At 52.5% G+C, this 26840-nt stretch carries 33 protein-coding genes and 1 riboswitch; of the genes, 15 read left to right on the top strand and 18 right to left on the bottom strand.

Annotation, left to right across the window (positions count from 1 at the left end; genetic code table 11):
• The first annotated feature begins 107 nt into the window (after positions 1–107).
• The 4 genes from ACT53C_RS02185 to cobC all read left to right on the top strand — a co-directional run bounded on the left by ACT53C_RS02185 (position 108) and on the right by cobC (position 4107).
• The gene (locus tag ACT53C_RS02185) at positions 108–1568 is read left to right on the top strand and encodes a DegQ family serine endoprotease (protein ID WP_476144610.1); all 1461 of its coding nucleotides are present in this window, start codon (positions 108–110) and stop codon (positions 1566–1568) included.
• 126 nt (positions 1569–1694) lie between these two features.
• On the top strand, positions 1695–2741 hold the full coding sequence (gene cobT, locus ACT53C_RS02180) for a nicotinate-nucleotide--dimethylbenzimidazole phosphoribosyltransferase (protein WP_476144609.1): 1047 nt from the start codon (positions 1695–1697) through the stop codon (positions 2739–2741).
• Entirely contained in the window at positions 2738–3529 is a 792-nt protein-coding gene (locus ACT53C_RS02175) for an adenosylcobinamide-GDP ribazoletransferase (RefSeq protein WP_275357763.1), read from the top strand. Before cobT ends, ACT53C_RS02175 begins: the two co-directional genes overlap by 4 nt.
• Complete coding sequence (gene cobC / locus ACT53C_RS02170; RefSeq protein ID WP_476144608.1) at positions 3526–4107, top strand: alpha-ribazole phosphatase; 582 nt, start codon at positions 3526–3528, stop codon at positions 4105–4107. The genes ACT53C_RS02175 and cobC overlap by 4 nt, the downstream gene beginning before the upstream one ends.
• On the opposite strand, the gene ACT53C_RS02165 is transcribed toward cobC, so the two are convergent.
• From ACT53C_RS02165 to ACT53C_RS02150, 4 genes are all read right to left on the bottom strand, one after another.
• On the bottom strand, positions 4088–4297 hold the full coding sequence (locus tag ACT53C_RS02165) for a hypothetical protein (RefSeq protein WP_476144607.1): 210 nt from the start codon (positions 4295–4297) through the stop codon (positions 4088–4090). The genes cobC and ACT53C_RS02165 overlap by 20 nt on opposite strands.
• Before the next feature lie 173 nt (positions 4298–4470).
• Positions 4471–4632 carry a type I restriction endonuclease subunit R, EcoR124 family gene (locus ACT53C_RS02160; RefSeq protein ID WP_476144606.1) on the bottom strand — a complete coding sequence of 54 codons (162 nt, stop codon included), beginning with the start codon at positions 4630–4632 and terminating at the stop codon, positions 4471–4473.
• A 14-nt stretch (positions 4633–4646) separates the two neighbouring features.
• Entirely contained in the window at positions 4647–5195 is a 549-nt protein-coding gene (locus tag ACT53C_RS02155; RefSeq protein ID WP_476144604.1) for a DUF4276 family protein, read from the bottom strand.
• Positions 5196–5233: 38 nt separating this feature from the next.
• Positions 5234–6418, bottom strand: a complete 1185-nt coding sequence (locus tag ACT53C_RS02150; RefSeq protein ID WP_476144603.1) for an AAA family ATPase — start codon at positions 6416–6418, stop codon at positions 5234–5236.
• Between the two features lie 769 nt (positions 6419–7187).
• On the opposite strand from ACT53C_RS02150, the gene ACT53C_RS02145 reads away from it, so the two are divergent.
• The gene (locus ACT53C_RS02145) at positions 7188–7433 is read left to right on the top strand and encodes a DUF2171 domain-containing protein (protein ID WP_194748856.1); all 246 of its coding nucleotides are present in this window, start codon (positions 7188–7190) and stop codon (positions 7431–7433) included.
• A 105-nt stretch (positions 7434–7538) separates the two neighbouring features.
• Here the strand turns inward: ACT53C_RS02145 and ACT53C_RS02140 are convergent, their stop codons facing one another.
• Complete coding sequence (locus tag ACT53C_RS02140; protein ID WP_476144602.1) at positions 7539–7763, bottom strand: glycine zipper 2TM domain-containing protein; 225 nt, start codon at positions 7761–7763, stop codon at positions 7539–7541.
• A gap of 261 nt (positions 7764–8024) precedes the next feature.
• Between ACT53C_RS02140 and ACT53C_RS02135 the strand changes: the two genes are divergently transcribed.
• The 3 genes from ACT53C_RS02135 to ACT53C_RS02125 all read left to right on the top strand — a co-directional run bounded on the left by ACT53C_RS02135 (position 8025) and on the right by ACT53C_RS02125 (position 9984).
• Positions 8025–8423, top strand: a complete 399-nt coding sequence (locus ACT53C_RS02135; RefSeq protein WP_476144601.1) for a BON domain-containing protein — start codon at positions 8025–8027, stop codon at positions 8421–8423.
• A 171-nt stretch (positions 8424–8594) separates the two neighbouring features.
• A complete protein-coding gene (locus tag ACT53C_RS02130; RefSeq protein ID WP_476144600.1) occupies positions 8595–8753 on the top strand; it encodes a DUF3309 family protein in 159 nt (52 codons plus the stop codon).
• Positions 8754–8829: 76 nt separating this feature from the next.
• Positions 8830–9984 carry an OmpA family protein gene (locus tag ACT53C_RS02125; protein WP_476144599.1) on the top strand — a complete coding sequence of 385 codons (1155 nt, stop codon included), beginning with the start codon at positions 8830–8832 and terminating at the stop codon, positions 9982–9984.
• Between the two features lie 150 nt (positions 9985–10134).
• On the opposite strand, the gene ACT53C_RS02120 is transcribed toward ACT53C_RS02125, so the two are convergent.
• Positions 10135–11544 carry an aminotransferase-like domain-containing protein gene (locus ACT53C_RS02120; RefSeq protein WP_476144598.1) on the bottom strand — a complete coding sequence of 470 codons (1410 nt, stop codon included), beginning with the start codon at positions 11542–11544 and terminating at the stop codon, positions 10135–10137.
• A gap of 105 nt (positions 11545–11649) precedes the next feature.
• Here ACT53C_RS02120 and ACT53C_RS02115 point away from each other — a divergent pair, with 105 nt between their 5' ends.
• Both ACT53C_RS02115 and ACT53C_RS02110 read left to right on the top strand, forming a co-directional pair.
• Entirely contained in the window at positions 11650–11898 is a 249-nt protein-coding gene (locus ACT53C_RS02115) for a hypothetical protein (RefSeq protein WP_476144597.1), read from the top strand.
• A complete protein-coding gene (locus tag ACT53C_RS02110) occupies positions 11885–12532 on the top strand; it encodes an FMN-binding negative transcriptional regulator (protein ID WP_476144596.1) in 648 nt (215 codons plus the stop codon). Before ACT53C_RS02115 ends, ACT53C_RS02110 begins: the two co-directional genes overlap by 14 nt.
• Here ACT53C_RS02110 and cobD read toward each other — a convergent pair.
• The gene (gene cobD, locus ACT53C_RS02105) at positions 12512–13492 is read right to left on the bottom strand and encodes a threonine-phosphate decarboxylase CobD (protein ID WP_476144595.1); all 981 of its coding nucleotides are present in this window, start codon (positions 13490–13492) and stop codon (positions 12512–12514) included. The two genes, ACT53C_RS02110 and cobD, sit on opposite strands and share 21 nt — an antisense overlap.
• Entirely contained in the window at positions 13485–14438 is a 954-nt protein-coding gene (gene cbiB / locus ACT53C_RS02100; RefSeq protein ID WP_476144594.1) for an adenosylcobinamide-phosphate synthase CbiB, read from the bottom strand. Before cbiB ends, cobD begins: the two co-directional genes overlap by 8 nt.
• 2 nt (positions 14439–14440) lie before the next feature.
• Here cbiB and ACT53C_RS02095 point away from each other — a divergent pair, with 2 nt between their 5' ends.
• A complete protein-coding gene (locus ACT53C_RS02095) occupies positions 14441–15892 on the top strand; it encodes a cobyric acid synthase (RefSeq protein ID WP_476144592.1) in 1452 nt (483 codons plus the stop codon).
• Here ACT53C_RS02095 and ACT53C_RS02090 read toward each other — a convergent pair.
• From ACT53C_RS02090 to ACT53C_RS02050, 9 genes are all read right to left on the bottom strand, one after another.
• Entirely contained in the window at positions 15889–16107 is a 219-nt protein-coding gene (locus ACT53C_RS02090; RefSeq protein WP_194748846.1) for an RNA-binding S4 domain-containing protein, read from the bottom strand. The two genes, ACT53C_RS02095 and ACT53C_RS02090, sit on opposite strands and share 4 nt — an antisense overlap.
• Before the next feature lie 33 nt (positions 16108–16140).
• Positions 16141–16956, bottom strand: a complete 816-nt coding sequence (locus ACT53C_RS02085; protein WP_476144591.1) for a DUF4198 domain-containing protein — start codon at positions 16954–16956, stop codon at positions 16141–16143.
• 14 nt (positions 16957–16970) lie between these two features.
• Positions 16971–17495 (bottom strand): bifunctional adenosylcobinamide kinase/adenosylcobinamide-phosphate guanylyltransferase, encoded by a 525-nt coding sequence (gene cobU, locus ACT53C_RS02080; RefSeq protein WP_476144589.1) that lies wholly within the window; start codon positions 17493–17495, stop codon positions 16971–16973.
• A complete protein-coding gene (locus ACT53C_RS02075; RefSeq protein ID WP_476144588.1) occupies positions 17492–18295 on the bottom strand; it encodes a cobalamin-binding protein in 804 nt (267 codons plus the stop codon). Before ACT53C_RS02075 ends, cobU begins: the two co-directional genes overlap by 4 nt.
• Positions 18292–18966 (bottom strand): 5,6-dimethylbenzimidazole synthase, encoded by a 675-nt coding sequence (gene bluB / locus ACT53C_RS02070; RefSeq protein WP_338655533.1) that lies wholly within the window; start codon positions 18964–18966, stop codon positions 18292–18294. Before bluB ends, ACT53C_RS02075 begins: the two co-directional genes overlap by 4 nt.
• Positions 18963–20264, bottom strand: coding sequence for a cobyrinate a,c-diamide synthase (locus ACT53C_RS02065; protein ID WP_476144586.1), 1302 nt, complete (start codon positions 20262–20264; stop codon positions 18963–18965). The genes bluB and ACT53C_RS02065 overlap by 4 nt, the downstream gene beginning before the upstream one ends.
• A complete protein-coding gene (cobO, locus tag ACT53C_RS02060) occupies positions 20264–20869 on the bottom strand; it encodes a cob(I)yrinic acid a,c-diamide adenosyltransferase (RefSeq protein ID WP_194748840.1) in 606 nt (201 codons plus the stop codon). The genes ACT53C_RS02065 and cobO overlap by 1 nt, the downstream gene beginning before the upstream one ends.
• A 12-nt stretch (positions 20870–20881) precedes the next feature.
• On the bottom strand, positions 20882–21451 hold the full coding sequence (locus ACT53C_RS02055) for a hypothetical protein (RefSeq protein WP_338655528.1): 570 nt from the start codon (positions 21449–21451) through the stop codon (positions 20882–20884).
• A gap of 90 nt (positions 21452–21541) precedes the next feature.
• Complete coding sequence (locus ACT53C_RS02050) at positions 21542–23437, bottom strand: TonB-dependent receptor domain-containing protein (protein ID WP_476144584.1); 1896 nt, start codon at positions 23435–23437, stop codon at positions 21542–21544.
• A 151-nt stretch (positions 23438–23588) separates the two neighbouring features.
• A riboswitch (cobalamin riboswitch) is annotated at positions 23589–23800 on the bottom strand.
• Positions 23801–23890: 90 nt separating this feature from the next.
• On the opposite strand from ACT53C_RS02050, the gene ACT53C_RS02045 reads away from it, so the two are divergent.
• Positions 23891–24127: a hypothetical protein gene (locus ACT53C_RS02045; protein ID WP_194748837.1), complete on the top strand. Its 237-nt coding sequence runs from the start codon at positions 23891–23893 to the stop codon at positions 24125–24127.
• A gap of 2 nt (positions 24128–24129) precedes the next feature.
• Complete coding sequence (locus tag ACT53C_RS02040; RefSeq protein ID WP_194748836.1) at positions 24130–24432, top strand: cell division protein ZapA; 303 nt, start codon at positions 24130–24132, stop codon at positions 24430–24432.
• Positions 24433–24715: 283 nt separating this feature from the next.
• Here the strand turns inward: ACT53C_RS02040 and ACT53C_RS02035 are convergent, their stop codons facing one another.
• A complete protein-coding gene (locus tag ACT53C_RS02035; protein WP_275357727.1) occupies positions 24716–25075 on the bottom strand; it encodes a DUF2237 family protein in 360 nt (119 codons plus the stop codon).
• Between the two features lie 68 nt (positions 25076–25143).
• Between ACT53C_RS02035 and ACT53C_RS02030 the strand changes: the two genes are divergently transcribed.
• The gene (locus ACT53C_RS02030; RefSeq protein WP_476144581.1) at positions 25144–25608 is read left to right on the top strand and encodes an EVE domain-containing protein; all 465 of its coding nucleotides are present in this window, start codon (positions 25144–25146) and stop codon (positions 25606–25608) included.
• 34 nt (positions 25609–25642) lie between these two features.
• Entirely contained in the window at positions 25643–26815 is a 1173-nt protein-coding gene (locus tag ACT53C_RS02025; protein ID WP_476144579.1) for a GGDEF domain-containing protein, read from the top strand.
• Positions 26816–26840: the final 25 nt, after the last annotated feature.

The following is a 26840-nucleotide window of genomic DNA, read 5'->3' as shown; positions in this document are numbered from 1 at the left end:
CGGTTACAAAAATTCGGAAACTTAGGCCCTGTTTTAAAGCTCATAAGCGCTGAATGGTCCTGCAAGAAAGGACACAACTTGATTGATGCAGAAGAAAGGAAACTGTGATGCAATCGTTCTTACAATCAAAATTGACGCATTGGGTGTCTGTGCCGTTGGCCGTGGCAGCACTGTTTGGTGCTGGCTACTGGATGAAAGGCTACACGCTGGTGAATCATGCGCAGGCGACTGCGCCGGTGTCGGCCAAAACCATGACCGCGCCAAGTGCTTATATCACGCTGCCTAACTTTGCCAGTATCGCTTCTACCCAGGGCGCTGCCGTGGTCAATATCAGCGTCAGTGGCACCGTGAAAACCGCCGGGATTCCGGGCATGGATCCTAGTGACCCCATGTTTGAGTTATTCCGCCGGTTTCAGCCCAATATGCCACAAACCGAAACGCCGATGAATGGCCTGGGTTCAGGCTTTATCGTCAAGTCTGATGGCGTGATCCTGACCAATGCCCACGTGGTGGATAAAGCTGATGTGGTGACCGTCAAACTGTCTGACAAGCGTGAGTTCCAAGCCAAGGTGGTCGGCGTGGACAAGCTGACCGATGTGGCGGTGCTGAAAATTGATGCCAAAGATTTGCCTACCGTCCGTATTGGCAGTACCAAAAGCAGCAATGTGGGGGACTGGGTCGTGGCAATAGGCTCGCCCTTCGGCTTTGACAACACGGTGACGGCAGGCATTATCTCGGCCAAATCCCGCGCCTTGCCAGACGAGGGCTATGTGCCTTTCCTGCAGACTGACGTGGCTATTAACCCCGGTAACTCTGGCGGGCCGCTCTTCAACTTGAATGGCGAAGTCATTGGCATTAACTCGCAAATTTACAGCCGTAGCGGTGGCTATCAGGGCCTGTCATTTGCGATCCCGATTGATGTGGCCATGGGCATTGAGCAGCAGTTGCTCGAAAAAGGTAAAGTCAGCCGTGGCCGTCTGGGCATTGGCGTGCAAGCCATTAACCAGGATTTGGCTTCTTCATTTGGCTTGCAGGCCCCCAACGGCGCCCTGGTCAGCAATGTCGAGAAAAATGGCCCTGCGGATAAAGCAGGCCTAGAACCTGGCGATGTGATCTTGAAGTTTAATGGTCAGAGCATAGACCGCTCCAGCGATTTGCCGCCCATGGTGGGCAGTATCAAGCCGGGCAGTACGGTCAGCGTTGAAGTCTGGCGCAACAAACAGCTGAAGAAACTGACTGTGCGTATTGATGAAATGCAAACTGCGCAGGCAGACCCTGCTGCCAGCATGGATAGCAAGCAAGCCAGATTAGGGGTGAGTGTGCGCCCGCTCACTTCGCAAGAGCTGGCGCAGACGCAACTTAAGCAGGGCTTGCTGGTGGAAGAGGTGGGCAAAGGTCCTGCCGCCAATGCCGGCATCCAGCCAGGTGACGTCATTCTGGCCGTCAATGGCGATCAGGTGAAAAGCGTCAGCCAGTTGCAGGATAAACTAACGCAAAACAGCAAGAATGTAGCGCTACTGGTCATGCGTGGCGACAGCAAACTCTATGTTCCCGTTAAAATGGGTTGATTCACGTGTTGCTTCCTTAGCCATTTGCCCCGCAGTTGCGGGGCTTTTTTATTCAGGCAGTGATGTAGACGCCAAAGCGTTTAACAATTCTGCCAGACTGACCTTTTTGCCCGGTAAAATAACAATATGCAAACATTTCAAATCACCCCCATCGAAGACCAGACCTTGCAAGCCGCGCTGGCCCAGCAGATCAACCAAAAAACCAAACCCTTAGGCGCCCTTGGGCGGCTGGAAGCCCTGGCCATGCAACTGGGGCTGATCCAGCAAACCGTACATCCGGTGTTGCAGCAACCCACCATGCTGGTGTTTGCAGGTGATCATGGCATCGTCGCCGAAGGCGTCAGCCCTTATCCGCAAGCGGTGACGGCGCAAATGGTGTTTAACTTTTTAAATGGCGGCGCCGCCATCAATGTGTTTGCGCGCCAGCATGGGTTTGAGCTGCATGTGGTGGATAGCGGCGTCAATGCCGTATTCGCGCCGCACCCCAAGTTGATTGATGCCAAGGTGGGCATGGGCACCGCCAGTTTTCTGCATCAGCCGGCGATGACGGCCGAGCAATGCGCACAGGCGATTTACCGCGGCTCGCAAATTGCCAGGGATGCCATTACCCAGGGCTGTAATGTGCTGGCACTGGGCGAGATGGGCATCGGCAATACCTCCAGCGCCAGTTGCCTCATGAGTGTGCTGTGTGGCTTGCCCATGCATCAATGTGTGGGGCGTGGCACCGGTGTCAGCGACAAAGGGTTGCAGCACAAACTGGCGGTGCTCACTTCCGCCTTGCAAGCGCATCATGTGCCTGCCAGCGATCCTCTGCATGCATTGGCCGTTTTTGGCGGCTTTGAAGTCGCCATGATGGTTGGGGCATTGCTTGCCGCTGCCGAAGCCCGTGTCACCTTGCTTATTGATGGTTTTATTGCCACCTCGGCCTTGCTGGTGGCCGCCAAGCTTTATCCGCAGGTGGTCGACTATTGCGTTTTTGCACATTGCTCTGACGAAAGTGGCCATGGCATCATGCTGGCACACCTCAAGGCGCAGCCCTTGCTGGATTTGTCCTTGCGTCTGGGCGAAGGCACCGGCGCCGTACTGGCTTATCCCTTGCTGCAGTCTGCGGTTGCCTTTCTCACCGAAATGGCCAGCTTTGAGAGTGCTGGCGTCAGCGAGCAAGTGCAGTGAAATCGCAATGGCGTTCCTTTTTGCTGGCCGTGGGGTTTTTTACGCGTATCCCGGTGCCAGCACTGCCTGACTTTAAAGAAAGTGATCTGAATCAGGCGGCCCGCTATTTCCCGTTGGTCGGCCTGTTGGTGGGCTTATTGGCCGCCATGGTCTGGTGGCTGGCGCATGGGCTGTTCAACCCGGCATTGGCCGTGTTGTGCAGCATGGCTGCCACCATCCTTGCCACAGGCGCCTTTCATGAAGATGGCCTGGCCGACAGTGCGGACGGCTTGGGCGGAGGCATGACGCGCGAGCGCAAGCTGGAGATCATGCATGACTCTCGCCTTGGCAGCTACGGCGCCATTGCGCTGGTGGGCATCTTGCTGTTCAAGTTTGAGGCTTTGTCTGCGCTTGCGCCCGCTATCTTGCCGTTTGCCCTGATTGCCAGCCATGCCCTGAGCCGACTGGCGGCGGTGTATGTGATGGCGACGGCCAACTATGTGCGCACTGCGGGCAAGGCCAAACCGCTAGCCACTACGCTGACCCGGCAGGACGTGTTGTGCGCCAGCGTCTTCGGCATGCTGTGCTGGCTGGGCTTCGCCCTGATGCTGGGCATCAATCAGTCATTGATGGCTGCCGGATATTTTTTACTGATCACCAGCTTGCCTGTGCTCGTGGTCTGGCAGATGTGGCGGCAAACGATGTTACGACAGATTCAAGGGTATACCGGCGATACGCTGGGTGCGACACAGCAACTGACTGAAGTCGCTTTTTATTTGGGCCTGCTGGCCTGGGAGCGCTTGGCATGAAATTGACCTTGGTGAGACACACCAGTTTACAAATCGCTGAAGGCATCTGTTACGGACAAAGCGATGTCGATGTCTCGGCCAACTTTCATCACGAGTTGGCCAGCGTGCAGCAAAAGCTGCAAGCTGATGCTTTCCACGCCCTCTATACCAGCCCTTTGCAGCGCTGTCACAAACTCGCACTGGGTCTGGCCCACGGCCTGGGGCATGCCGGAGACATTCAGGCCGACGCACGCCTCAAGGAGCTGCACTTTGGCGAATGGGAGATGCAGGCCTGGAACGATATTCCGCGTGAGCGATTTGATGTCTGGGCCAAAAACTATGCCGAACTTTCGCCGCCACAAGGCGAAACCTTTGCCCAGTTACAGGCGCGCGGTGTGGACTTTTTGCAAGAGATACAAGCCCGCCATGCCGGTGAACATGTGCTGGTGGTCACCCACGGCGGCATGATACGCGCGCTGATTGCCCATGTGCTGAATATGCAACTCAAAGGCCTGTTCCGGTTGCATATCGATTACGCCAGTTTGACCCGCATGGAGTTTTTCGGGGAAATTCCCAAAATTACGTTTGTGAATCGTTAGTGCTGATGGTGTGATCATCAAAACGAGCGATGGATGCCGCTTCAATTTGCCCGCCCACACCTTTAAACTTTTCAACAAATGCCGATATTTTTTGCAATACGCTTTGTTTTTTAGTCAAATGTTGGGGGTTCAAATGGCTCATTTTTGGTAATGCCGCATTGAGTTCAGTGCCGTTTTCACTCGCATACACTCGCCTTAATGAGGGGCTTATTAGCGTTTAGCAGCTTCTGTATTTAAGTTTTCTGATGCTTTGAATGTCTCGCCTCTCGCTCCTGCTCAACTCTTGCAAATGCGAAAATGCTTCTATGGTGCTGGCGCTTGTCCAGCAGCGCATTCAGGTTGGTTTGATTAATAAATCCACAATCAAACTTTTTTTGCGCGATTCCCTATGCTGGCACGAATCACTCGTCTCGCTTCTTCCACCAAAGAGACTTTGTCTTTAGTCTTTTTATTTTGTTCAAAGATTAACTCAAGGATGTAGTCCAGATTAATCTCTTGCGACTTCAGCAAGTCCAATTCAAACACAACGTCATCCCAGTCTATCGGTGACCATCCCTCATTTCAGCGACAAGTTTTTGTAACCCAGCAATAAACACCTGAAAGCTAATCGAAGTATTAGAACTCCCAAAACCCAAACAATTTCCCATTAAACGAGCACCACTACCTTTTTGAAACTCTGGTATCAAACGGGCGACTTCAACAGAAGGTTTTTGCCATTCATCTGGCGCAGAAAAACGTTTTAGATTTCTTTGATTGTTGATTTTTGGATTGTTAAAAGCTGTTGCTAACGCATTCAAATCACCTAAATACCAACCCTCAAGCTCTTGGCAAACCAGCCTAATAAGCGTATCTGGACGACCACTATCTGCACAAATCCCTAAAAATCTAGCTTTAAGCGAAAGGCAATCCGCATTGTCGTTATCACGCAAGATAACGAATCTATCATTTGGATATTTCCAAGCCTTCAACTTACGAGGAATACTTAAATCTAAATCACTTTTACCTTGATGCGGTACGCACAGAAAATGTTGGTGCTCAATCCAGCCAGGAAACAACCTTGGCAAAAAACCTTCCAGCATATTTTTCATAGAAGGCTCTTCCAATAAAAAGACAACCCTCCCTTGCATTAATTGAGTCCTTCAAATAAACCTTGTTTCCAAAGGTAGCCTGGCAAGTCACCCGCATCAAATAACGCTCTTAAATTTTCGGAGTCATTTGCACATGTTACTTTTGTATAGCCCAGCTCCTTACGCAAACAATAAATCTCATCTAATGTGAGCGCATTTAAAAAGTCAGGTGAGTGTGAGGAAATAAAAACCTGCCCACCTCGACTCGCATAAGCTCTAAACTCCTCTGCCAACTCAGGTAACAATTCAGGGTATAACTGATTTTCAGGCTCTTCAACCGCCAGTAACGGAAAAGGTTTGGGGTCGTTTAACAATATCAAATACGCAAACATCTTAATCGTGCCGTCAGATACATGACGTGCGATGAATGGGTCTTTAAAACTCCCATCCTGAAAGCGCAACACCAAACGGCCATCCTCTGTTTGTTTAGGCTCTACAACTGACACCCCAGGCACGCGAGTCTGCATAGACTTTAATACATTGTTAAACTTATCTCGGTGATGCTCGAACATATAATTTGAGACGACCGCCAAATTTTCACCCCGTGTTGAAAGGTGCTCAGCAAACCCCTCTTCTTGGCTAGGCCGTGCTTCCGACACATGAAAATCTGATATATGCCAATTCTCAATCATCAAACGAAAAGCACTGGCCGCTTTAAACCGCTCAAATTGCCCCAAACCTTTAATTGCCAAAATATCAGGTGAATCCAACTCCTGCTCTTCTCGCTTTAATTCCTCGTCAGGTTTAGAAAAGTCCTCCTCATTCACAATTGAATAGCCTTTACCGTAAGTAAAGTCTAAAAAATGATATGGCTTACCATTCGCGCCACGTTTGTAACGTAACACCTCACGCGCCACGACAGCTCGGCCAGTTGGGTCAGGTTCAATCTTTAACACATAGGTCACCAAACGATCATAACCCGTAATTTCCATGCGAAACTGCATCGTAATCTCAATCGGCTCATGCACAAATCCACGACTTGCCAACTCTTTATAGCCACCTCTTTTTGCAACGGCTTTGCCCACATTCATCGATAGTGAGTCTTTAAGAAATGAAAAGATATCAAAAAGCGTAGATTTACCAGTGCCATTCGCCCCCACAAGCACACACAAGCGGGGGATGTTGGTTAGCTTGGCATCCCGAAATAATCGGTAATTTTTGATTTCAATAGATTCAATTTGCATAAGCACTACCTTTTTGTGTGAGCAATCAATTTATATTGCAACTAATCATTCTGCATCAATTTTATTAAAGCTCAAAAGCAACTCACTGTAATAATCGTATTGCTTTTGGCGCAATTCAATTTCACGCGGCAAGCCTTAGGTGAGGAAGTTGGTTAGGGCATCGAATTTATCTAAAATATCAACGATGCGAGCTTGCTCTTCTTGAAATGGAGCTGGTATTAGAATTTTAACTAAATCATCCGCTGAAAATGCTCTGTTTGGATGGTAACAAACAATTGGCTTGGGTAAATAAGTAGCCTTTAGTTTTAACCGAATCGTCCTTAATTTTAGGAGTAATCACATCATCAGGCAGCATTGCATAGTCAACGTTCTTGTCTCTACCCTCAATATAATCTGCGAAATTTCGCTAATAAAACGATAAAACAAAGTGCCAAACTCATGCTGCTTAAAATCCCAGCCATCGACTGAGGCTCTAACATCGTTGGCAGTTTGCCCGATTGGGCGTTGTAGTTCTGCGCGTTGTTGTGCACTTGTCATGTTTGTTCCTGGTGAAATACATTTGAGAGTGTCTTGATCCTAAGTCGATTGGCATTATAAAGATAATTCAGAGCTGTTGCCGTGGTAAGTCCAATTGGTTTTAATTCAGATTCCTACTCCAACTCAATCAATGCCGAATCAAGCGTGGGCTAGCGTACAGTCGGGGCTTAAAAAGGCTGCAACACTCTAAGGCCCTAAACGCAAACACTTGGTACAAGTGGAATGGAGAACAATGAATACAGTCAAAGCAAGTGACATCAAGCCGGATATGTCGGTGGTCTGTTCGCAAAACAATGAGTTTGCCAAGGTCGACCATATGGAAGGTGAGCAAACGATTAAATTAATGAAGGATAAAAGCGGCCAGCACCACTTTATCCCGCTGAGCTGGGTCGTTTCAACAGAAAACAATCAGATTCAGGTAGATCGCTCTGGCGAGCAAGCCATGAAGGATTGGAAAAGCTCGGCATCGGCCAACTAAAGGATAGTAACGCTTCGTCTTGCATCTCCTGTTGGTATCCGCCGCGGGGGATGTTTTTTTGTGAGTGGCGACAGCGTCCGAGGACGCTGAGGCATGCGTAGCCGCTTATTTTTTGTCTTTGCCAATCTGGTTGCCAATGATGCCGCCAACGGCTGCCCCACCCACCGTACCCAGTGCACCTCCCCCCGTCAGCACTGCACCTGCCACACCGCCCACGCCAGCGCCAATCGCTGTACTTTTATCTCGTGTGGTCATGCCACTGCATCCTGTCAGCAATATAAACAGTATGGCAACCAGCAGCTTGTTGCTTTTGTGATTCGTCGTATTCATGTTGAGACCTCTTGAGTCAGGGTTGAGTAAGTGTAGACAAAGAGCTTATCTCCGCATCAACACCCGGTCTGTGCGCTAGCTGTAGATGCAGTGGCTGACCATGATTCCGGTGGCTGCCCGCTAAGCGCGCTAACGCACAGACCCCGGGTGCATTCATTCCAATAATGGCAGCAATCAACACGCAGCTTGTGTTTTCAGCATGGCCGGGCAGGCGTGATGCAATCGTCACCTGGCTGCGGTTAACAAATTGAGGAGCAGGGAATGAATCGTTTAGCAATCAGGCATATTTTTATCGCCGGGCTGTGTGGTCTTGCCGTGACCGCCTGCAATGACCCCAAGAACGCACAGGATGTGGGTAAGGAGATAGACCAGGCCGTCGAAAGTGCCGAGCAGCGTCTGGGCCAGGCCCAAGACCCACTGGAAAACAAGACGGATGCCGCAAAGGAAGCGCTCTCTGATACGGCTATTACCACTAAGGTTAAAGCTGCGTTTCTGGCCGAGTCCAGTATTGCCAGCATGGATATCGCGGTCAGCACCCTCAACGGGGTCGTTACTCTGAATGGGGTGGTCACTTCGCTGGCCAGCCGCGATAAGGCCGTGGAGATTGCGCAAGCGATGCCCGAGGTGAGCAAAGTCGATAATCAATTGAAAATACAGTAGTTTTTTAACAGAGACAAAACGCAGGCGCGGAGATGCGCCGGGTTCATATTGAAAATCACTCGAAACCATACAGCGGCAGAGTGCACGCTCACGCATGACCAGATTGATGCCTTGCGTGACAACATCACGAACCAATAAGCGCACTTGCTGACGCTGCCTACGGAGAAGACCATGACCATGATACAGATTTTGATCCTTGTTTTTATATTGATGCTGATTGGTGCTTTGCCGCGCTGGCCGCATAGCCAGAACTGGGGCTATCTGCCCAGCGGCGGGCTGGGGGTGATATTGCTGGTGTTGCTCATCTTGCTGTTGACCGGACTGATTTAATTGACTGGCAACATGTCGCGTGGCCAGGCTTGCGCACTGGTTCATGCAACCCATTTTTACTTACTTAAGGCATCGTATGCATCCTGCTGTCATGAATGTTCCGCTTAAAACTATCGCTGTAGCCACCTTGCTATCCCTGAACATCGGCATGGTACATGCCGGGCAGATGTATCAGGGCGACTGGTATGTGTTACCGGGTGCCAGCAGCCTGCGCACCGATGACCAGCTGGATGCCAAACAGCATGGCGGCGGCTTTTTTATCAAGCTGGGCAAGGAGCTCTCGTCTGACTGGGATGTGCAAGGCGGTTTTACTTACAATCGCGTGGCTGAAGATACCGGCATCGCCGGCGTCGGCGGGCATTACAAACAAATCACCCTGGGTGCTGACGTGTTATATCTGTTCAGCCGTCAGGCGCTACGGTCATTTTTACTGATAGGCGGTGGCGTCGCACGTAATAATGTGGATTACAGCAATCTGCCTGGACTGCATCACGAAATGCGCACCTCCTGGATGGGCAATGCCGGTCTGGGCGCGCAATGGATTATCAGCGATCGCTTTGGCGTACAGGTGGATTGGCGACGTCAATGGTCAAAGTCTGATGCCCATGCATCGGGTACCAGCGTGGATACCTCAGGCACCATTGCTAACGATCTGTTCAATATCGGCGGCATGTGGCGTTTTGGCGCACCGTCACCGGCCATCCTAGCTGCAAACGACATGCCGCCACCCAATGCCCCGGTCACACGCCCCATGCCACCAGCCACACAAACTGAGCCCAGAACAACTGCGACTCTCCCGGTCGCCGCGACGCCTCCTGATTGCAAAGCCCAGTTTGAAACAATTACGCTGTCGGCAGAAAAGCTGTTTGATTTTGATAAAGCCCAGATGCGTGAAGGCGCAAAACCATTGCTGGATGACGTGGTGAGCAAGTTAAACGCGCATCCTGAATTTGAGCTGGTGATGGTGACCGGCTACAGCGACCGCATCGGCAAGCAACAATACAATCAGCGGCTTTCTGAACAAAGAGCCAATCAGGTCAAAGACTATCTGGTGCAGGCCGGCGTAGCGTCCGGCCGATTGAAAAGTGTAGGCAAAGGCGAGGCCGATCCCAAAGTCAGCTGTCAGGGCATACATGGAGAGCCACTGATTCTGTGTTTGCAACCCAATCGGCGCGTGGTCATTGAAGATCAGGCACAGCACCAGTTGCCTGACCGGCCTGGGTGCTCTTAACGCCAAGGCCTCCATGGGGCGGGGCGGGCCGCCGACGCCTACTCTTGGGTGGCCTGTTAACCTGAGCGGCAGCAGCGTCACGTTGCCAGCATCGCCACCTGGATGTGTCAGGCGCGATTCCCAAGGCCGGGTTGTAAACCCGTTAAAACGCTAGGCGGTGCTTAATAGCTCAAATACCTTGTCGCCCTCGCAATGCGCCACGTTAAAGCGCAACCACGATGAAGGCTCCTGATAGGGTCTGAACAAGTTGCCAGGGGCCAGCATGACGTTCTGTCTGGTCGCCCGACTGGCGATTTCGGCCGCCTGCCTGCCATGGCCCAGGCTTGCCCAGACGAACATGCCTCCGGCCGGTTCGGTGTAAAGCGTCAGCCCGCATTGCTCCAGCGCCTGAATGACTTGCCCTCTTTTGACTGCCAGGCGGTTGCGTACTTTCTCCATATGCTTGCGATACCTGCCCTCCACCAGGATCTGGTACATCACGCGCTGGTTGATTTCAGAGCTGGTCAGCCCTGTCAGGAGCTTGAGGTCTAGCAGTCTGCGCGCCAATTCTGCCTGGCAGGCGATAAAGCCCACACGCAGGCTGGCAGAAATTGTTTTGGAGTAACTACTGACATAGATGACGCGGTTGAGTTGGTCCAGGGCGGCGAGCCTCACCGCCGTCTGTGGGTGAAAGTCACCATAAATATCGTCTTCCACCAGATAAAAACCATATTTTTCTGCCAGCTGTAACAACTGGTGTGCCACCGCCAGGCTGGTGCTGGTGCCGGTCGGGTTATGCAGCACGGTGTTGGTGAAAAACAGCTTGGGCTTGTGTATGTGCAACAGCTGCTCCAGCTGTGCGATATCGGGACCATGGAGTCCGCGCGGCACGCCAACAATCTGGGCGCCCATGGATTTGAGCAGGCCAAATAAGGTGTAATAGCCGGGATCATCCACCAGCACCACATCGCCCGCTTTGATCATCAGTCTGGCGATCAGGTCTAGCCCATGCGAAGCGCCGTTGGTGATGAGCAGTTGCGAGGCCTCAGCGTGGATACCGATCTCGCCCAGGATTTTTTGGGCAAGCAACTGCCTGAGCGGTAAATAGCCGCTGACGTCGCCATAACTGGTTAAAAAACCGCCAGACTTTCTGGATAATTCATGCAGGCTTTTTTGAATGACTTTTTGATCCAGCCAATCCTTGGGTAGCCAGCCGCAGCCCGGCCGGATCGCCTCTGGCACATCCCTGAACGTGTTATGCAACAGCCACAATACATCATCTGCCCGCTCCAGATAAGACGTGTCCGTCACCGCCGTTTGCAAGGGGGTGACGGGCGCCACATAAAAGCCAGAACCGCGCCGCGACAGCAGGTAGCCCAGCGCGACCAGGCGGTCGTAAGCATCGACCACGGTAAAGCGGCTGACCCCATGTTGCGCGGCAAAATCACGGATAGACGGCAGGCGCGCACCGGTGCGTAGCACCCGCTGTGCGATCTGTTGCTGGATCCCGCTGACAATTTGCTCAACCAGCGGTACGGGCTCAAGCGGGTTAATGGTGATTAGCGGCTGTGTGACTGGCATGGTAGATGGGCCTGTACAGTTTTGTAGATTGATGCATAAATTGTATATGTAGTGTACTGGTTTTGGCGATTACGATCACGCTGTCTTTCATGAAGGAGCGTCATCATGTCTTTGGTTCTGAGCAGTGTGCTGGTGCTAACACTACTGGCTGCATGTGTGATCCCTGCACATCCCTTTCACCAACAAGCGCTATCCCCCAGCCAGCCGTCGGTATGCCTGCAAAACCTGACTCGTCCTTTGGGATGCGACTCTGGCAACCAAACGCGACAGGCGGCTGTGATGGTCAGGGGGCAGGTGTTGTGGCTGTCGCCTGTCACCAATCAGGCGCAGGATGAGTCCAATGTATCTCCCTAAACATTTTTCTGCACCGAGTGAGGAAGCCCTGAGGGCATTGATCCATCGCTATCCTTTTGCGACATTGATTGCCTCGTTGTCGACCGGGCTGGAGGTGAACCACCTGCCGCTGTCTTTGCAGGCCGGTCGCTTATGCGGGCATTTGGCGCGTGCCAATCCGCTTTGGCAACACTGGCAACAGAATGCGTCAGCGCAAGCCGTGATGGCGGTTTTTCATGGTCCGCATGCGTATATTTCGCCCTCCTGGTACCCCAGCAAAACGCAGCGCGGAAAAGGGGTGCCTACCTGGAATTACGTGGTGGTCCACGTGCAAGGTCAATTACGGTTGATTGAAGAAGCTGATTGGTTGCGCGAGCATTTGCGGGCGCTGACTGCGCAGCATGAGGCCGAGTTTGAACAGCCGTGGCAGCTTGAAGATGCACCGGCTGACGATATTGAGCGGATGATGCAGGCGACCGTGGGCATCTCGATAGAGATCACGCAACTGACTGGCAAATGGAAGGTGAGCCAGAATCAACCGCTGGAGAATCAGCAGGGTGTATGGCAGGGCTTGCAGGCAAGTGAGGCGTCGCATGCCAGGGACCTAGCTGCCATTGTGCAGGCGGTGAATGGGTTAAACGGCAAGTGGTCTTAGCGCCTGCGCCAACCGCGGCCAGTCGGCCTCAGAGGGCAATCCAAACCGCAGCGCTTGTGGCGCGGCAAAATAACGCGTCCACACACCATGTTGGGCCAAAGACTGGTGAAACTGGTGCGCGCCAGGATGTTGTACATATTGAAATAAATCCGTGCCGCCGTAAGGGGGCAGTCCATATTGCGTCAGCAGTTGCGCTAAGTTCGCCGATTGCACAGGCAACTGTGCACGCATCTGTTGCTGCCATGACCGATCCGCCAGGGCCAACTCGGCCAGGTATTGGCTTGGGCCGACAAGGGTCCAGGGGCCAAGCAGGGCGGCCACTTGCGCCAGGGCCGTAGGCTCCCCCAGTAAAAAGCCGACCCTGAGCCCAGCCAGTCCAAAAAACTTGCCTAGTGAACGCAACACCCATAACCCTGCCTGACCGCTCTGGCTGGCGAGGCTGTGTTGTGGCGTGCTGTCCATAAACGCTTCATCCACCACCAGCCAGCCGCCCCGCCGCGCTAATGCGGCATGCCAGGCAAGCAGCGTCTCAGCGGCGTACTTCTGGCCGGTCGGGTTGTTGGGGTTGCAGACCAGTAACACCTCGCATTGTTGCAACAGGACGTCGTCTGGGGACTGTTCAAAAAAGTGCAGTTGGTGGCCGGCTTGTTGCCAGGCATGTGCGTGTTCCTGATACATGGTGCGCGGCATGGCGACGTGGCAAGGCGCGCGCAAACGCGGCAACACTTGCAGGGCCGCTTGTGAGCCCGCACAGGCGAGCACATGCGGTGCGCCGTAATAGGCTTTTGCTATGGCGTGCAAACTGTCCGCCGCAGCAGGCAGCCGATGAAACAATGCGGCTGGCAGTGCGGGGATCGGGTAATGTTGCGGGTTGATGCCGGTCGAGAGATCCAGCCAGTCGGCCAGTGGTCTGCCGTATTGCTGCGCAGCTTGCTGCAGGTTGCCGCCGTGCTCAAGCATAGGCTAACCCTCCAATCAATAGCGCCACCATCAGCCAGCTCAGCATGCCATTGCGCACCAGTTGCAAGGCGCGTGGGATATCCTCGGCGGTGGGCGGTGTGTGGGTGCCCAGGCGTGGGCGTTCATGCCATTCGCCATGGTAGCGGGCGCGCCCGCCCAGCTGCACGTTGAGTGCGCCTGCCCCTGCGGACATGACCGTGCCTGCGTTCGGGCTATCCCATAACGATGCCTGTGATCGCCAGGATTGCCAGGCAAGGCGGGTGTGTCCGAGCAGTGCATAGGTGATGGCTGTGAGGCGGGCCGGAATGTAATTCAATACATCATCCAGCCGTGCGGCGGCCCAGCCAAAATAAAAATAACGTGGCGTTTTATAGCCCCACATGGCGTCCAGCGTATTCACAAGGCGGTAAGCCAGCGCGCCCGGGCCGCCCGCGACAAAAAACCAGAACAGGGCGCCGAATACACTATCGTTGCCATTTTCCAACACGGATTCTATGGTTGCGCTGACCGGCTCTATCGCCTCCACATCGCGGCTGACCATATAGGAGGTGGCAAGCTGTGCCTGCTTAAATTGCCCGGCCAGCAAGGCCTGATAAACAGCCAGCCCATGCTGGCGCAAGCTGCGCTGACCAATGGCAAAATACAGGCAATACACATGCAATGCGAGCGCGAGCCAGACGGAGACTTGCATCAGTAATACCACCGCAATCAGCACTGGTAACACCAGCAGGAGCACACCAACGATACCACTGATATATTGGCCGCGTAACGGTTGCCTAGATAAAGGATTCAACCGTTTTTCAAGCCTGGACGCTAACCAGCCAAAACCGACTAATGGGTGCCAGCGCCTGGGTTCGCCAAGCCAGAAATCGAGCAGCACCGCGCCACAGGCAAGCCCGGCGAGTGTGAGATAATCAGGGGATGGATAAGCAGGCAGTGAAAACATTAATGGTTCAAGGCACCACGTCGGATGCCGGTAAAAGTACGCTGGTGGCCGGATTGTGCCGCGTATTGTACCGCAGCGGGGTAGCGGTGGCGCCATTCAAGCCGCAAAACATGGCGCTCAATGCGGCGGTGACTGAAGACGGCGGCGAGATTGGCCGTGCGCAAGCGGTGCAGGCCATGGCCTGCGGATTGCCGCCACATACCGATATGAATCCGGTCTTGCTCAAGCCTAACTCGGATACCGGCTGCCAGGTGATCATTCATGGCCGGGTGGTGGGTAACCAGGAAGCGAGTACTTACCACGACTACAAAAAGACCGCCATGCAAGCGGTGCTGCAATCCTATGCGCGTTTGCAGCAGCAATATGCATGCATTGTGGTCGAAGGCGCGGGCAGCCCGGCTGAAATTAACCTGCGCGCTAACGATATTGCCAATATGGGCTTTGCTGAGGCAGTGGATTGCCCGGTGATTCTGGTCGCCGATATTGATAAGGGTGGCGTATTTGCCCACCTGGTTGGCACGCTGGCGTTGTTATCCGAAAGCGAACAGGCCAGAGTGGTCGGGTTTGTCATTAACAAATTCCGCGGCGATCTTGCCTTGCTGCAACCGGGGCTGGATTGGCTGGAGCAACGCACAGACAAGCCCGTGATTGGCGTGTTGCCTTATATGCATGACTTGCATCTGGAAGCAGAAGATGCGGTAGTCACGACAAGCGCACGCAAATCAGACATACAGTTGACCATCGTCGTGCCCGTATTGCCGCATATCGCCAACCATACTGATTTTGATGCCTTGCGTTTGCACCCGCAGGTCGATCTCAGGTTTGTGCGGTTGAGTGAAGAGATGCCGGCGGCTGATCTTATCATCCTGCCTGGTAGCAAAAATGTACGCGGTGACCTGGCGGCCTTGCGTGAACATGGCTGGGAGCCACGGATCGCGCGCCATTTGCGTTATGGTGGCAAAGTGCTGGGCATTTGCGGTGGCTTTCAGATGCTGGGCCAGCAATTGCATGATCCACTAGGGCTGGAGGGCGACATAGGCAGTAGTGCCGGCTTGGGCTGGCTGGAAATGGAAACCACCCTTGAGGCGCACAAACAGCTCAAGCAGGTGTCAGGTCAGTTGGCGTTTGCCAATGCCCAATTGCAAGGCTATGAAATTCATATGGGCGTCAGTACCGGACGGGCATTAGCACGCCCGGTGCATTTGGTGAGTGGCCAGGCAGAGGGTGCGTTATCCGAAGATGGACAGGTGGCAGGCAGTTATATCCATGGCCTGTTTGACCATCCGCAAGCTTGCGCTGCCTGGTTAGAATGGGCCGGTTTATCTGGGCAAGTGGCTTACGATTACACGCAATTGCGCGAGCAGAGCCTGGAAAAATTGGCAGACAGTGTGCAGCAGCACTTCAACTGGTCTGCGCTGGCGGCTTATCTGCCGCAAGACTTTAAGCCAGATTAAGCAGCCACGACCTGGATAGTCTGTTCAAACGCCTGCACCACTTGCCCGGCGCGGATTTTGGCGGTTTTTCGGCGTTCAATTTCGCCATCAACCTTGATCAATCCTTCCGCCACCATAGACTTACCCTGACCGCCACTGTCGGCCACCCCTTCGAGTTTGAGCAAGTCACAGAGCGCGATGTATTCGCCTCTCAGTTCAAAAGTCGTCGTTTGCATGGTGTTTCCCTTCAATACCTCAAAGCAGTCATTTTAAGGCTTGTTTGCCGTCTCTGGCGGTAAATTCACTTCCAGCGTCAGCGAAGCGTTCAGGCTTTCCCACAGGTGTTCATTGAGCTGGTGATGCACCGTCACAAACAGGAAATTCAACCCGGCTTTTTGTGGTTTGAAGGTAAACTCGCCTTGCTGATTGGCATGGAGGTTGGACGGCCTGACGTTTTCAACATCGTAAAGGTCTTCCATGCGGCGCTGGCTAAAGTGCTCGTTATCGGTAACCACGATAATGCGGGCATTGGGCACCGGCTTGCCATGTTCGAGGACTTGCAAGCTGAGTTCACCCCCTAATTGCACACCATTGGGCGAGGCCAAGGGGATAATTTCCAGGCCTTTGTTTAAAGGCACAGGTTTGTATTTCTGTTGTCCTTTGAAAATATAAGTGTCGGCATAACTGTAATAGTTCATGGTGGTCGGCTTGCCACTAACCCGTTTCATGTCGGCCGCAAAATACAGTTTTTTGTCCGGTGTCTCCACCGCTTTATAAACAGGCCCTACACGCTGGCCGGTGCTGATACGGTAAGTGCCTTCTTCTTTGAGTTCCGGCTCCAGATAAACCGCCGCCTTTGTTTTAGCAACAGGTTTGATGGCTGAGATTTCGCCGTTGGGTGAGGTGATGGTGAAGTTAGGCGAGTCCATGGCAAAGTCAGCCTGGAATGGAAATTCGGTAAACGCAGATTCAATGGTCAGACGGTGATGAGTCACATTAAACTGGTTAGGTTTTAAAAAGGGCACATGCGCCTCGGCAGCCAAAGCGGTGACTAAAGCGAGCAGGGCGAGGGACAATCTTTTCATACAGGTCTTTCTTGTTATTTAAGCGTTAATGGCAAGCCTGCGGCAATAAAACTAACGTGGTTTGCAACCGCTGCCACGTGCTGGTTGAGGCGACCTTGTTCATCCTGAAACTGGCGGTTGATTTCACCCAAGGGCACAATGCCCATGCCGACCTCGTTGCTCACTAAAAATACGTGTGCTTGCAATTTCGGCAAGGCCGCCAGCAGTGCCTGTTTTTCCGCCTGCCAGTCCAGCCGTTCAGGTTTGTCGCAGTCCGGGCAGATACATTGCGCAAGCCATAAAGTCAGGCAATCCACAATCAGGCAGGTGTCGGGTGCATCATTTTCCAGCAAGGTCTGGCCCAGGTTAAATGGCGCTTCTACTAAGCCCCAGTAAGGCGGGCGGCGGGTTTTGTGATACTCCACGCGTTTGGCGAACTCATCGTCGTAGACCTGCGCGGTGGCAATATAAGTGACCGGCAGCTCAAGCACAGAGGCCAGGCGCTCGGCGTAGGCACTTTTGCCACTGCGGGCGCCGCCTAAAATCAAATGGGTGCTCATGTGTCGCTCCTTTGCTGTTGCCAGCGTTGAATAATCGCCTGCAGTTGCGGGAGGCCTTCGCTAAACAGGGCAGGCCCAGGCTGCAAAATATCAACAGATTTGATTTCGTAAACATGCCCGTCACGAATCGCAGGCATGGCTTGCCAGCCTTCGCGTGCTTTGACTTTTTCTGGCTGAAATTTCTTGCCACACCACGAGCCGATGATGATATCCGGTTGTCTGGCCAGCACTTGTTCTGCCGTGACTGTGCGGTCACGTGCGCTATGAAAGGCGCTGAGTTCCGGGAAGCAATCTTCGCCCCCGGCGGCTTCAATCAATTCAGCCGCCCAGCGGATGCTGCACATCATGGGTTCATCCCACTCTTCAAAATAGACCTTGGGTTTACGCAGCCAGCTGGCTGTCTGCTGGCGTGCTGCCCCCAATTGTGCCTGGTAGCGTGCTACTAAATCTTCTGCTTTTTCGCTGGCCCCGACCAGATTACCGACGGTGAGTATCATCTGCAGTGTTTCATCCAGGCTGCGCTGGTTAAACACATGCACCTGGCAACCGGCTTTGATCAGTGAGGCCGCGATATCGGCCTGCAAGTTAGAGAAACACAGCACTAGGTCAGGCTGCAGCGCCAGGATTTTCTCAATATTGGCACTGGTAAAGGCACTGATCTTGGGTTTTTCTTTGCGGGCTATGGCCGGGCGAGTGGTAAAGCCTGAAATACCGACAATACGGTCCTGCTCGCCCAGCAAGTAGAGTACCTCCACCGTTTCGGTAGTCAGGCAGACAATGCGTTGTGGCCAGCGTTTCATGTGTGTGTACTTTCATGAGGTTGCCAGCCGTTTTCCATCAGCATGTCAGCGAGCGGTTTTTCTGTCGTCCAGCCTTCTTCCACCAGCATGGGCGATTTGTAAAACGTATTCACATAGCCCAAGCATAAAATGGCGACTGGTTTGGCGCCCTCAGGCAGATTCAATAATTGCGCCAGTTGGTGCGGGTCAAACAGGCTGACCCAGCCCATGCCTATGCCTTCTGCACGTGCAGCCAGCCACAAGTTTTGAATCGCACAGCTGACCGAGGCCAGGTCCATTTCCGGCAGTGTACGACGGCCAAAAATATGTTTTTCACGCTGGTCGCACAAGGTGGCGACCAGCACCTCGCCACAGTCCAAAATGCCTTCCACCTTGAGCCGCATGAATTCGGCCATGCGTGCCGTGTCTTCAACTTCGCCGATGGCCTGGGCCGTGAGTTTGCGTTCTTCATCGACCAGCGTGTGGATGGCTTTTCGCAATGCGACATCGCTGATGCGGATAAACCGCCATGGCTGCATCAGGCCGACACTGGGCGCGTGATGGGCGGCTTGCAGTAATTTCTGCAATAACTCGGGGGCAATAGGCGTGGGTAAAAAATGCCGCATATCGCGTCGTTCGGCAATCACTTTGTAAATCGCCGCTTTGTCGGTATCAGGGTAGGCGAAACTCATGACAGAAAAAACTGGGCCGCTAAAGCCGGATTGGACGGGAAGTAAAAGTGCAGAAAGCTGGCAGTGATGGATTGATGGCGATAGATTGGCTCGCCCGCGCCATATTTACCTTTGCCTTGCGCAATGGCCGGCAAGTCGGTGTCAAAGCGGGCATAGTGAAAAGTGTGTGCGCCTATCATCGCCGCGTCATCGCCGGTTGCGCCGTTGTCAGCCGCTGAAAAGGTTGCATGCTGCGTGCCCAGGCCTTGCAGTTTGGGCTGAAGCGCTGCGTTGCCGGGCAGCAGGCCGAAGGCGGGTTGTCCATTTAGTGTTTCACCGAGTGCGAGCATGCCGCCACATTCGGCCAATATGGGTTTGCCTGATTCGGCGGCTGCGCGTAAACCTTCACGCATGCTGTGGTTGTGTTGCAGTCGCTCCAGATGCAATTCCGGGTAGCCACCCGGCAGCCAGTAAGCATCCGCAGCCGGTAATTGCGTATCGTGCAAGGGTGAAAAAAATGCAATCTGTGCGCCTAGTGTCTGTAGCAGATCCAGATTGGCCTGATAGGTAAAACAGAAAGCAGCATCTTTAGCCACGGCAATGGTTTTGCCTTGCAATAATGGTGTTATCGCCTGCTGTTCGGGTGCGGCAAACTGCACGCTCGGCGGCAATGGCATGTCTTGCCCCAGGAGTTGCGCAGCGGCTTCTATGCGCTGGTCTATGTCCGTGATTTCCTGGGCAAGATGCAAACCGAGGTGGCGCTCTGGCAAACTCAGTTGCGTGTCATATTTGATGGCACCCAGCCAGGGGATGTCTGCGGGGAGTGCTTCTTTAATCATATTGGCATGGCCCTCGCTGCCGACCTGGTTGGCAATCACTCCGGCGCGCTGCAGGGCGGGCCGAAAGCCATACAAACCATAGGCGACCGCGGCACAGGTCTGTGCCATGGCTTTGGCATTGAGCACCAGTGCGACAGGGATGCCAAAGCGCTCGGCAATATCGGCGCATGAAGGCTTGCCATCATACAGCCCCATCACCCCTTCGAGCAGAATCACGTCATTGTCTTGGGCGGCCTTGTGCAGCAGCCGTTGTGCATCGGCTTCACCACACATGCCAAGGTCGAGGTTATACACTGGCTTGCCAGTCGCTACTTGCAGAATCATGCCGTCGATAAAGTCCGGCCCGCATTTGAACGCCTGCACGCGTAAGCCGCGGTTGCGGTACACGCGCGCCAATGCCGCGGTAGCCATGGTTTTGCCTTGCCCAGACGCCGGGGCCGCCATTAACATGGCCCGGCAGCTTGCCGCGGTTGCTTGCATTACAGATCTATCCCGGCCTGGGCCTTGATGCCTGCACGCCAGGCATGCTTGACATCCATCAGTTCAGACACCGTATCGGCAGCGTTTCTCAATGCCTCGGAAGCGCCGCGGCCAGTGATGACCACGTGCTGCATGGGTGGGCGTTTGGCGATGGCATCCAACACCATTTGTTCATCGAGGTAGCCATATTTGAAGGTGTAGGTGAGCTCATCCAGCACCACCAGTTGAATGGCCGGGTCTTGCAGCATCCCGGCCACAATCTGCCAGCCACGCATGGCGGTTTCGGTGTCGCGTTGGCGGTCTTGTGTGTTCCAGGTAAAGCCTTCACCCAGCACATGCCAGGTCACAGCCGGGTGCTGGCGAAAAAAGGCTTCTTCGCCCGTATCTGAACGGCCTTTGATAAATTGGGCGACACCAACACGCATGCCGTGGCCCAGCGAGCGGGCCACCATGCCAAAGGCAGAAGAGCTTTTGCCTTTGCCGTTGCCTGTGAGGATGAGTAACAGGCCTTTCTCCTGATTGGCCTGCTCGATTTTTTCATCAATGACCGCTTTTTTGCGGATCATGCGCGCCTTGTGGCGACTGTCGCGATCATTGGTTTCCATGGTGCGGAATACTTAAGCGTTTTCGCGCACGGAGCGCTTGGCCAGGCCAAATGCCACATGTGCAATTACTGCAACCACAACCCAAAATGCAATCGCTTCAATTTGTTTCGGGAAGTATTTGACCAGACGTGCGCCAAACTCAACCAGGGTTGGTTCGGCGTAGCGGCCACCAAAGAAGTAAAACCCACCGCTGGAAAACAGCTCAGCAAGCACAGATCCCACCAATACCGCACCTGTCAACTTGAACAGACTGCTAAATTGCCAGGTGGTGTTCGACGCAGTCCAACGGCCAGCCAGCCACATGCTGCCATAAGCCGGCAACAAAAAGCCATAAGCAGGGGTCACGCAGAAATTACTCACACCGCCCCAGGTGATGGCTGCCATATCCAGCGCAGCACACAATGCCAGCAAGGCCACAAACACCAGCGTTGAGCGCAGGTAATAACCCGCGATAAAAAACGCTGCATAAGAAGCGCTCGGTAAAAAATCAATCGAAGCAAAATGATGACCACGCGTGATAATGACCATCAAGGCAATGAGGAAGCCAATTGCCAGAGACTGAGTTGAAAGGTTACGTGGCATGCCAACGACTCCAAAATTAAGGTTAATTATAAGACGTGGATTTTAGCCCAATTCGCACGGGCTTGGGCAAAATCCACTTTTTACACTAGATCACTGCATATCGTAATTTAGGCTGATAAAGATGTTGCTGCCCATAGTGTTGTAATCAGGCGCATTGGGGGAAAATGAACTCTTAGTGGTTGCCAACACATAATCCTTGTTCAAGATATTGTTTGCGCGTGCGAGCAACTTCCAGCGATCAGAAAACTGATATCCAAGAGAAGCATTTAGTAGCATATAGCCACTCAGTCTGAAATTATTTTCCGCATCGTTATAACGGTTTGATGACGCAGACAGTTCTGTGCCCATGTTCCATTTGCCAGACTTGTACTGTAGCTGTAAATTCCCATAGCGCTGACTTCTTCTCGGTAGCAGTTTGTCTGTATCGTCAGATCTCGGTGACTGAACGGTGAGGTTGCCAGATAGTTGCCATTGATCGTCCAGCATGGCACTGGCTTCCATGGTGATGCCTTGAATGACCACTTTCCCAGCATTGACAGGGCAGAATCCGGCAAACGAACATCCGGAAGTGGCAGGGCCAACGTTCTGAATCAAGTCGCGAATGTGATTTTCAAATACAGTCATTTTGGCTTGAATCTCTGTACTTTGATAACGTAGGCTCGTTTCGAAGTTATCAGATTTTTCTGGTTTTAGTGATGGGTCACCAAAGCTTGGAAAATACAATTGATTAAAGGTAGGGGCTCTAAAAGCAGAGCCATATTGCGCAGTGATTTTCCATGCGGGTGAAAATGTATAACCATAACCCACCCCACCTGTGACGTAGTTACCATATTGGCTGTTATGGTCTTCACGCACCGAGAGCTGTGTGCTGTGTGCAGCATGGTTGCCCACAAAACTCATCAGAAAGCCGTCATCGTTGCGTGTTCTATTAATAATACTTGGAACACCATTGGACAAAGTGTCTACCTCTTGTTCAAGTCTATCGTAGGCAAACGTCAAGGTTCCAACATTGAGTGAGTAGTCATGTTGCCAGGTGATCTGAGTCTGCTTGGAATCAAACCTGCTGTTGCTAGTGGCACTATTCAGGCTAAACGAACGCTCACGGCCTACGCCATATTTCAAGGTGCTATTCCAATGCTCAGTCACCCGGTTTTTGAGGGTTGTACCATAAGCTTGTTGGTGCGTGGTTGAGTAGTTATTGTATCCATTGTCAAAGTGATTCAGCCCATCAGACTCCATGAGGTGGACATCGAGGCTGTGCCCTTCAGCAAACTCGAGAGTTGCATAAGCTGAACCACTTAAATTACGGTAACCGTCTCGATCGCGATCAATCGCCAACGGGGGGTGTTTCTTTGCAGATATGCCATGCGTGTCATAGCTATTTACTTGCCCGCCAAATTGAAGGGCACGAAAACGGCTGCCAAATCCTGCGCTACCCGTGTAGGTATCATAACTACCCGTGCCAACACTGCCAAAAAACCTTGATTGATCAGTCTTTTCCCGGCGAGTAAAAATTTGAATCACGCCGCCAATGGCATCTGCACCATATAAACTTGAAGCAGGGCCTCGCAAGATTTCTATTCTGTCTATTAGAGCGAGTGGTAGATTTTCAATCGCGGTTGTACCTAATGTGACAGAGTTGATGCGTAAGCCATCCACTAAAATCACGACTTGTTCCGGATTAGTCCCCCGTAAAAAGACGCTACTTGCAGTCCCGATGCCACCACTGGTTGAAATTTGTAAGCCCGGTTGCAGTCTGAGTAAGTCGGGTAGAGAGCTGCCTTTTAAGCGATCTATTTCATCGCGAGTAATGATCGTAATATCCCCAGTAGCCGTTTTAGTAGAAACAGGAACTCTGGCAGCTGTGACGCTAATTTCATCCAAAGCCAGTGAAGCAACCTCATTCGTGTTTTGTAAAAATACTTCTTGTGCTTGAGCAAGCGCAGGAGAGAGGGCGATGAGTCCCAAAATAATTCTTTTATTCATGATTGTTTCCGATAGTGCATGCAACCCCGCATGCGGGACATAAAATGGAAACGCAAGGTGGATAGGCCAATACAAAACCAAAGGCCTAAGTAGACGTTTAAGAATCTTAGAATGTCATTTTCTGAAACCGTCACCCCGCGGTATTTCCATGCTTAATTTAAGTTGCTAGGCCGGTCTCCGGGCTGGCAAGTTTTGGTCTATCGCCTTCCCAAGTTTTTACTCAGTGGCGTGTGGATAGACCCGCACTTGCTTACCGTTGCGGGGGCAGCACAGGCATTGCGAACGAGGTTCGCGCACCTGTTTCCCAGTTTCACCCTTGTCTGCAAGAACGCAGACGCAGGCACCTGACAACTGTTCGGCATTCTAGTCTAAAGCAGTGACTTTGACCAGTTGCATGGTGTCTTGCGAGGGGCTTCAAATTCTTAATTTACTTTGAAAAAATGCGCTTAGCTATTGACCACACTCGTTTTTTTAAAAGATAATGGGCTGATGGATGCCGATTTGAAAAGTCTTGAAGAGCGTGTGACGAAGCTGATTGCTTTGTGCAGCCAGCTGCGTGACGAAAACGTGGAGTTACGTCAGGAGGTCACGCGTTTGCATCAGGAGTCACAATCTCTAAAGCTGAACATGACGCAAGCCAGTGTGCAGCTGGAGCGCTTGTTGTCGGCATTGCCTGAGGAAGGTCGTTAGTCATGGCCAAGCAGCCGATTGATATCGAGATCATGGGCCGCGCGTTTAGCGTGACCTGTACCGACGAAGAGCGCGACAGTTTATTGCAAGCGGTGGGTTACCTTGATGGTAAAATGCGCGAAATTCGTGATGTGGGCAAGATGGTGAGTGTGGAGCGCATTGCGATCATGGCCGCGCTGAACATTACCCATGAGTTGTTGAATACGCGTAGCGGCGGAGTTGATGTGGGCGATGTGAAAAAGCGCATTTCTACCATGCAGCAGCAGATCGATGATGTTTTGTCCGGCCAGCACAAATTATTGTAATCCGCTTCATTTCACAAAATTTTAACCGTCATTAGTATTAAATGACGTATCATAAAAGTGGTGTGCTAAGGCGTTGCCTGAGTCCAAAATTCCTTGAACTAGTCTTTGTTATAGGTTTCGGCTCATCAGGTGCGGTGCGATCGCACTAAGTTGGGCGGTCTTTTAAGACGCCCTTGGCGTGCGAACCTAATGTACCTTAGGCTGTTACCACCTGAACTTTTTTGGTTCAGGATTAGCGGCTCAGGTAACCCCTTAGCACATCCCCTCTCGTACCTTTGTCTTGTTATCTCAAGGCGTGGTATTTCAGGTCCGCCAGGCTAATGATTTCCAGGCAGTTTTCGTGGCAAGACTCCAGAATCACTGGCGGCGCATAACCCGCTTCACTGGCTTCCAGCCATCTTCTCGCACACAGGCACCACCGATCACCAGCCTTGAGCCCGGGAAATGCATAGTCTGGTCTGGGGGTGGACAAGTCATTGCCTTGCGCTTGCGAAAACGCCAGAAACTCATCTGTCATTTCTGCGCAGACGGTATGTTTACCTAAATCTTCCGGGTGGTGACTGCAACAACCATCGCGCATAAAGCCTGTGACTGGTTGCATACTGCAAGGGATCAGAAGGGTGCCTAAAACGTTTTTTGTCATGATTTTCAACTGTGCTCTAACTTGGTTTATGATACTGGCATTTAGATGTGTAAAGAAGGTTTTCAGGCATGGCGCGTTACTGGTTAATGAAATCCGAACCCTCGGATGTCTCCATTGATGATTTGGCGGGATTCCCCAATCAAACTGTAGACTGGTATGGGATACGCAATTATCAGGCACGAAATTTCATGCGTGACCAGATGAAGGTGGGCGATGGCGTGTTGTTTTATCACTCCAATTGTGCTGAGCCTGGCATCGTCGGCATTTGCGAGGTCAGCACCTTGGCCTATCCCGACCGTTTTCAGTTTGTGCAAGGGCACAAGTATTTTGATCCCAAGTCTACACCGGAAAGTCCACGCTGGGTGAATGTAGATGTCAAGCTCGTGCGCAAAACGCGATTGCTGAGTTTGAAAGAGATGCGGGAAACGCCTGCCCTGGCCACCATGCGTGTCTTGCAAAAAGGGAACCGCTTGTCGATTACCCCGGTCGATCCCAAAGAGTGGGCGTTTATCACGGCCCTGCTCACCACATAACTTCTTCTTTGGCGACTCTGGCAGCGTAGATAATATGAGTTTAAAGCGTAGAAAAGCTGTCCTGTATATCTTGGTCGCCGGTTTTATGATCGTTCTGATCGGTGTGTTGCTGTTCCTCTGGATTTATTTTTCCAGTATGCGCGAGATGCATCAGACTACACGCAATTTCTATGAGCAGTCTTTTACGGTTTCCAACGCTGCGCAGGCGCTGGAGTCTCAGCTGCATCAGATCCGAAGCGATTTGCTCTATGCCACGCTGATTCAGGCGGACAGCGTGCATTTGATCAATACCGTGGCGGCGATTAAGGGGCATGAGGCCGCTGCCCAACAAAAAATCGCCAGCATAGAACGTAATTATTCGGGAGATCGCGCGCTATTACCGCTGCTCAAACAGAATATTCAAGCGCTGGACGAAATGACAGCTTCGGTAATCAAGCAATTGGCTGAGGGACAGTATGCCGAAGCAAGCACCCTGATTGAGACGGCCTGGAATGCGCGCTTTACCAAGGTGGCAAAACTCAATGAAGCCATCCTCGCGCATGCGGACTTGCGCGCCAACGAGTATGTGGCCGAGAGTGAAAAGCGCATGGAGCGGCACACCCATCAAGGCATCACTTACGCAGCGCTGCTGGTGACCCTGTTTTTGCTGGTAGGCCTCTTTGTTGGGGGCCGCATATACCATTTGCATCTTGAAGCAGACAAATTTGCCTTTACTGACTTTTTAACCGGGATCGCCAACCGGCGGCACTTCATTCATGAGTTGGAGTCAGAAATCCGGCGCTATCAGCGTTACGGCTCCTCGTTTTCATTTGCCATGGTGGACATCGACTTTTTTAAAAAGATTAATGACCAATACGGACATCATGCTGGCGACCTGGTTTTGCAGAATTTTTGCCTGCGCTGCGTGAGTGCCTTGCGCACCAGCGACATGGTTGGGCGTCTGGGGGGCGAAGAATTTGGCATTCTGATGCCGATGACGGATCTGCATGAAGCGGCACATGTGATTGAGCGCTTGCGCTCGGAAATTGATCACAGTGTGATGAGCGAGCAAGGAGAACAAATTCACTACACGGCCTCTTTTGGGTTGGTGTCTACCGCGCAATTGGGGACGCAGGATGGCTTGACGCAGCTGATGAAAATGGCAGATTTTGCTTTGTACACGGCCAAGCAGCAGGGCCGTAACCGCGTCTATATTGCCAACCATTAACGATAGCGATCATTATTGCGACGGG

The organism is Methylophilus sp. DMC14, assembly GCF_056314085.1.
Note: the sequence above shows the minus strand (reverse complement) of the source record. Positions and strands in the feature narration are given on the sequence as shown.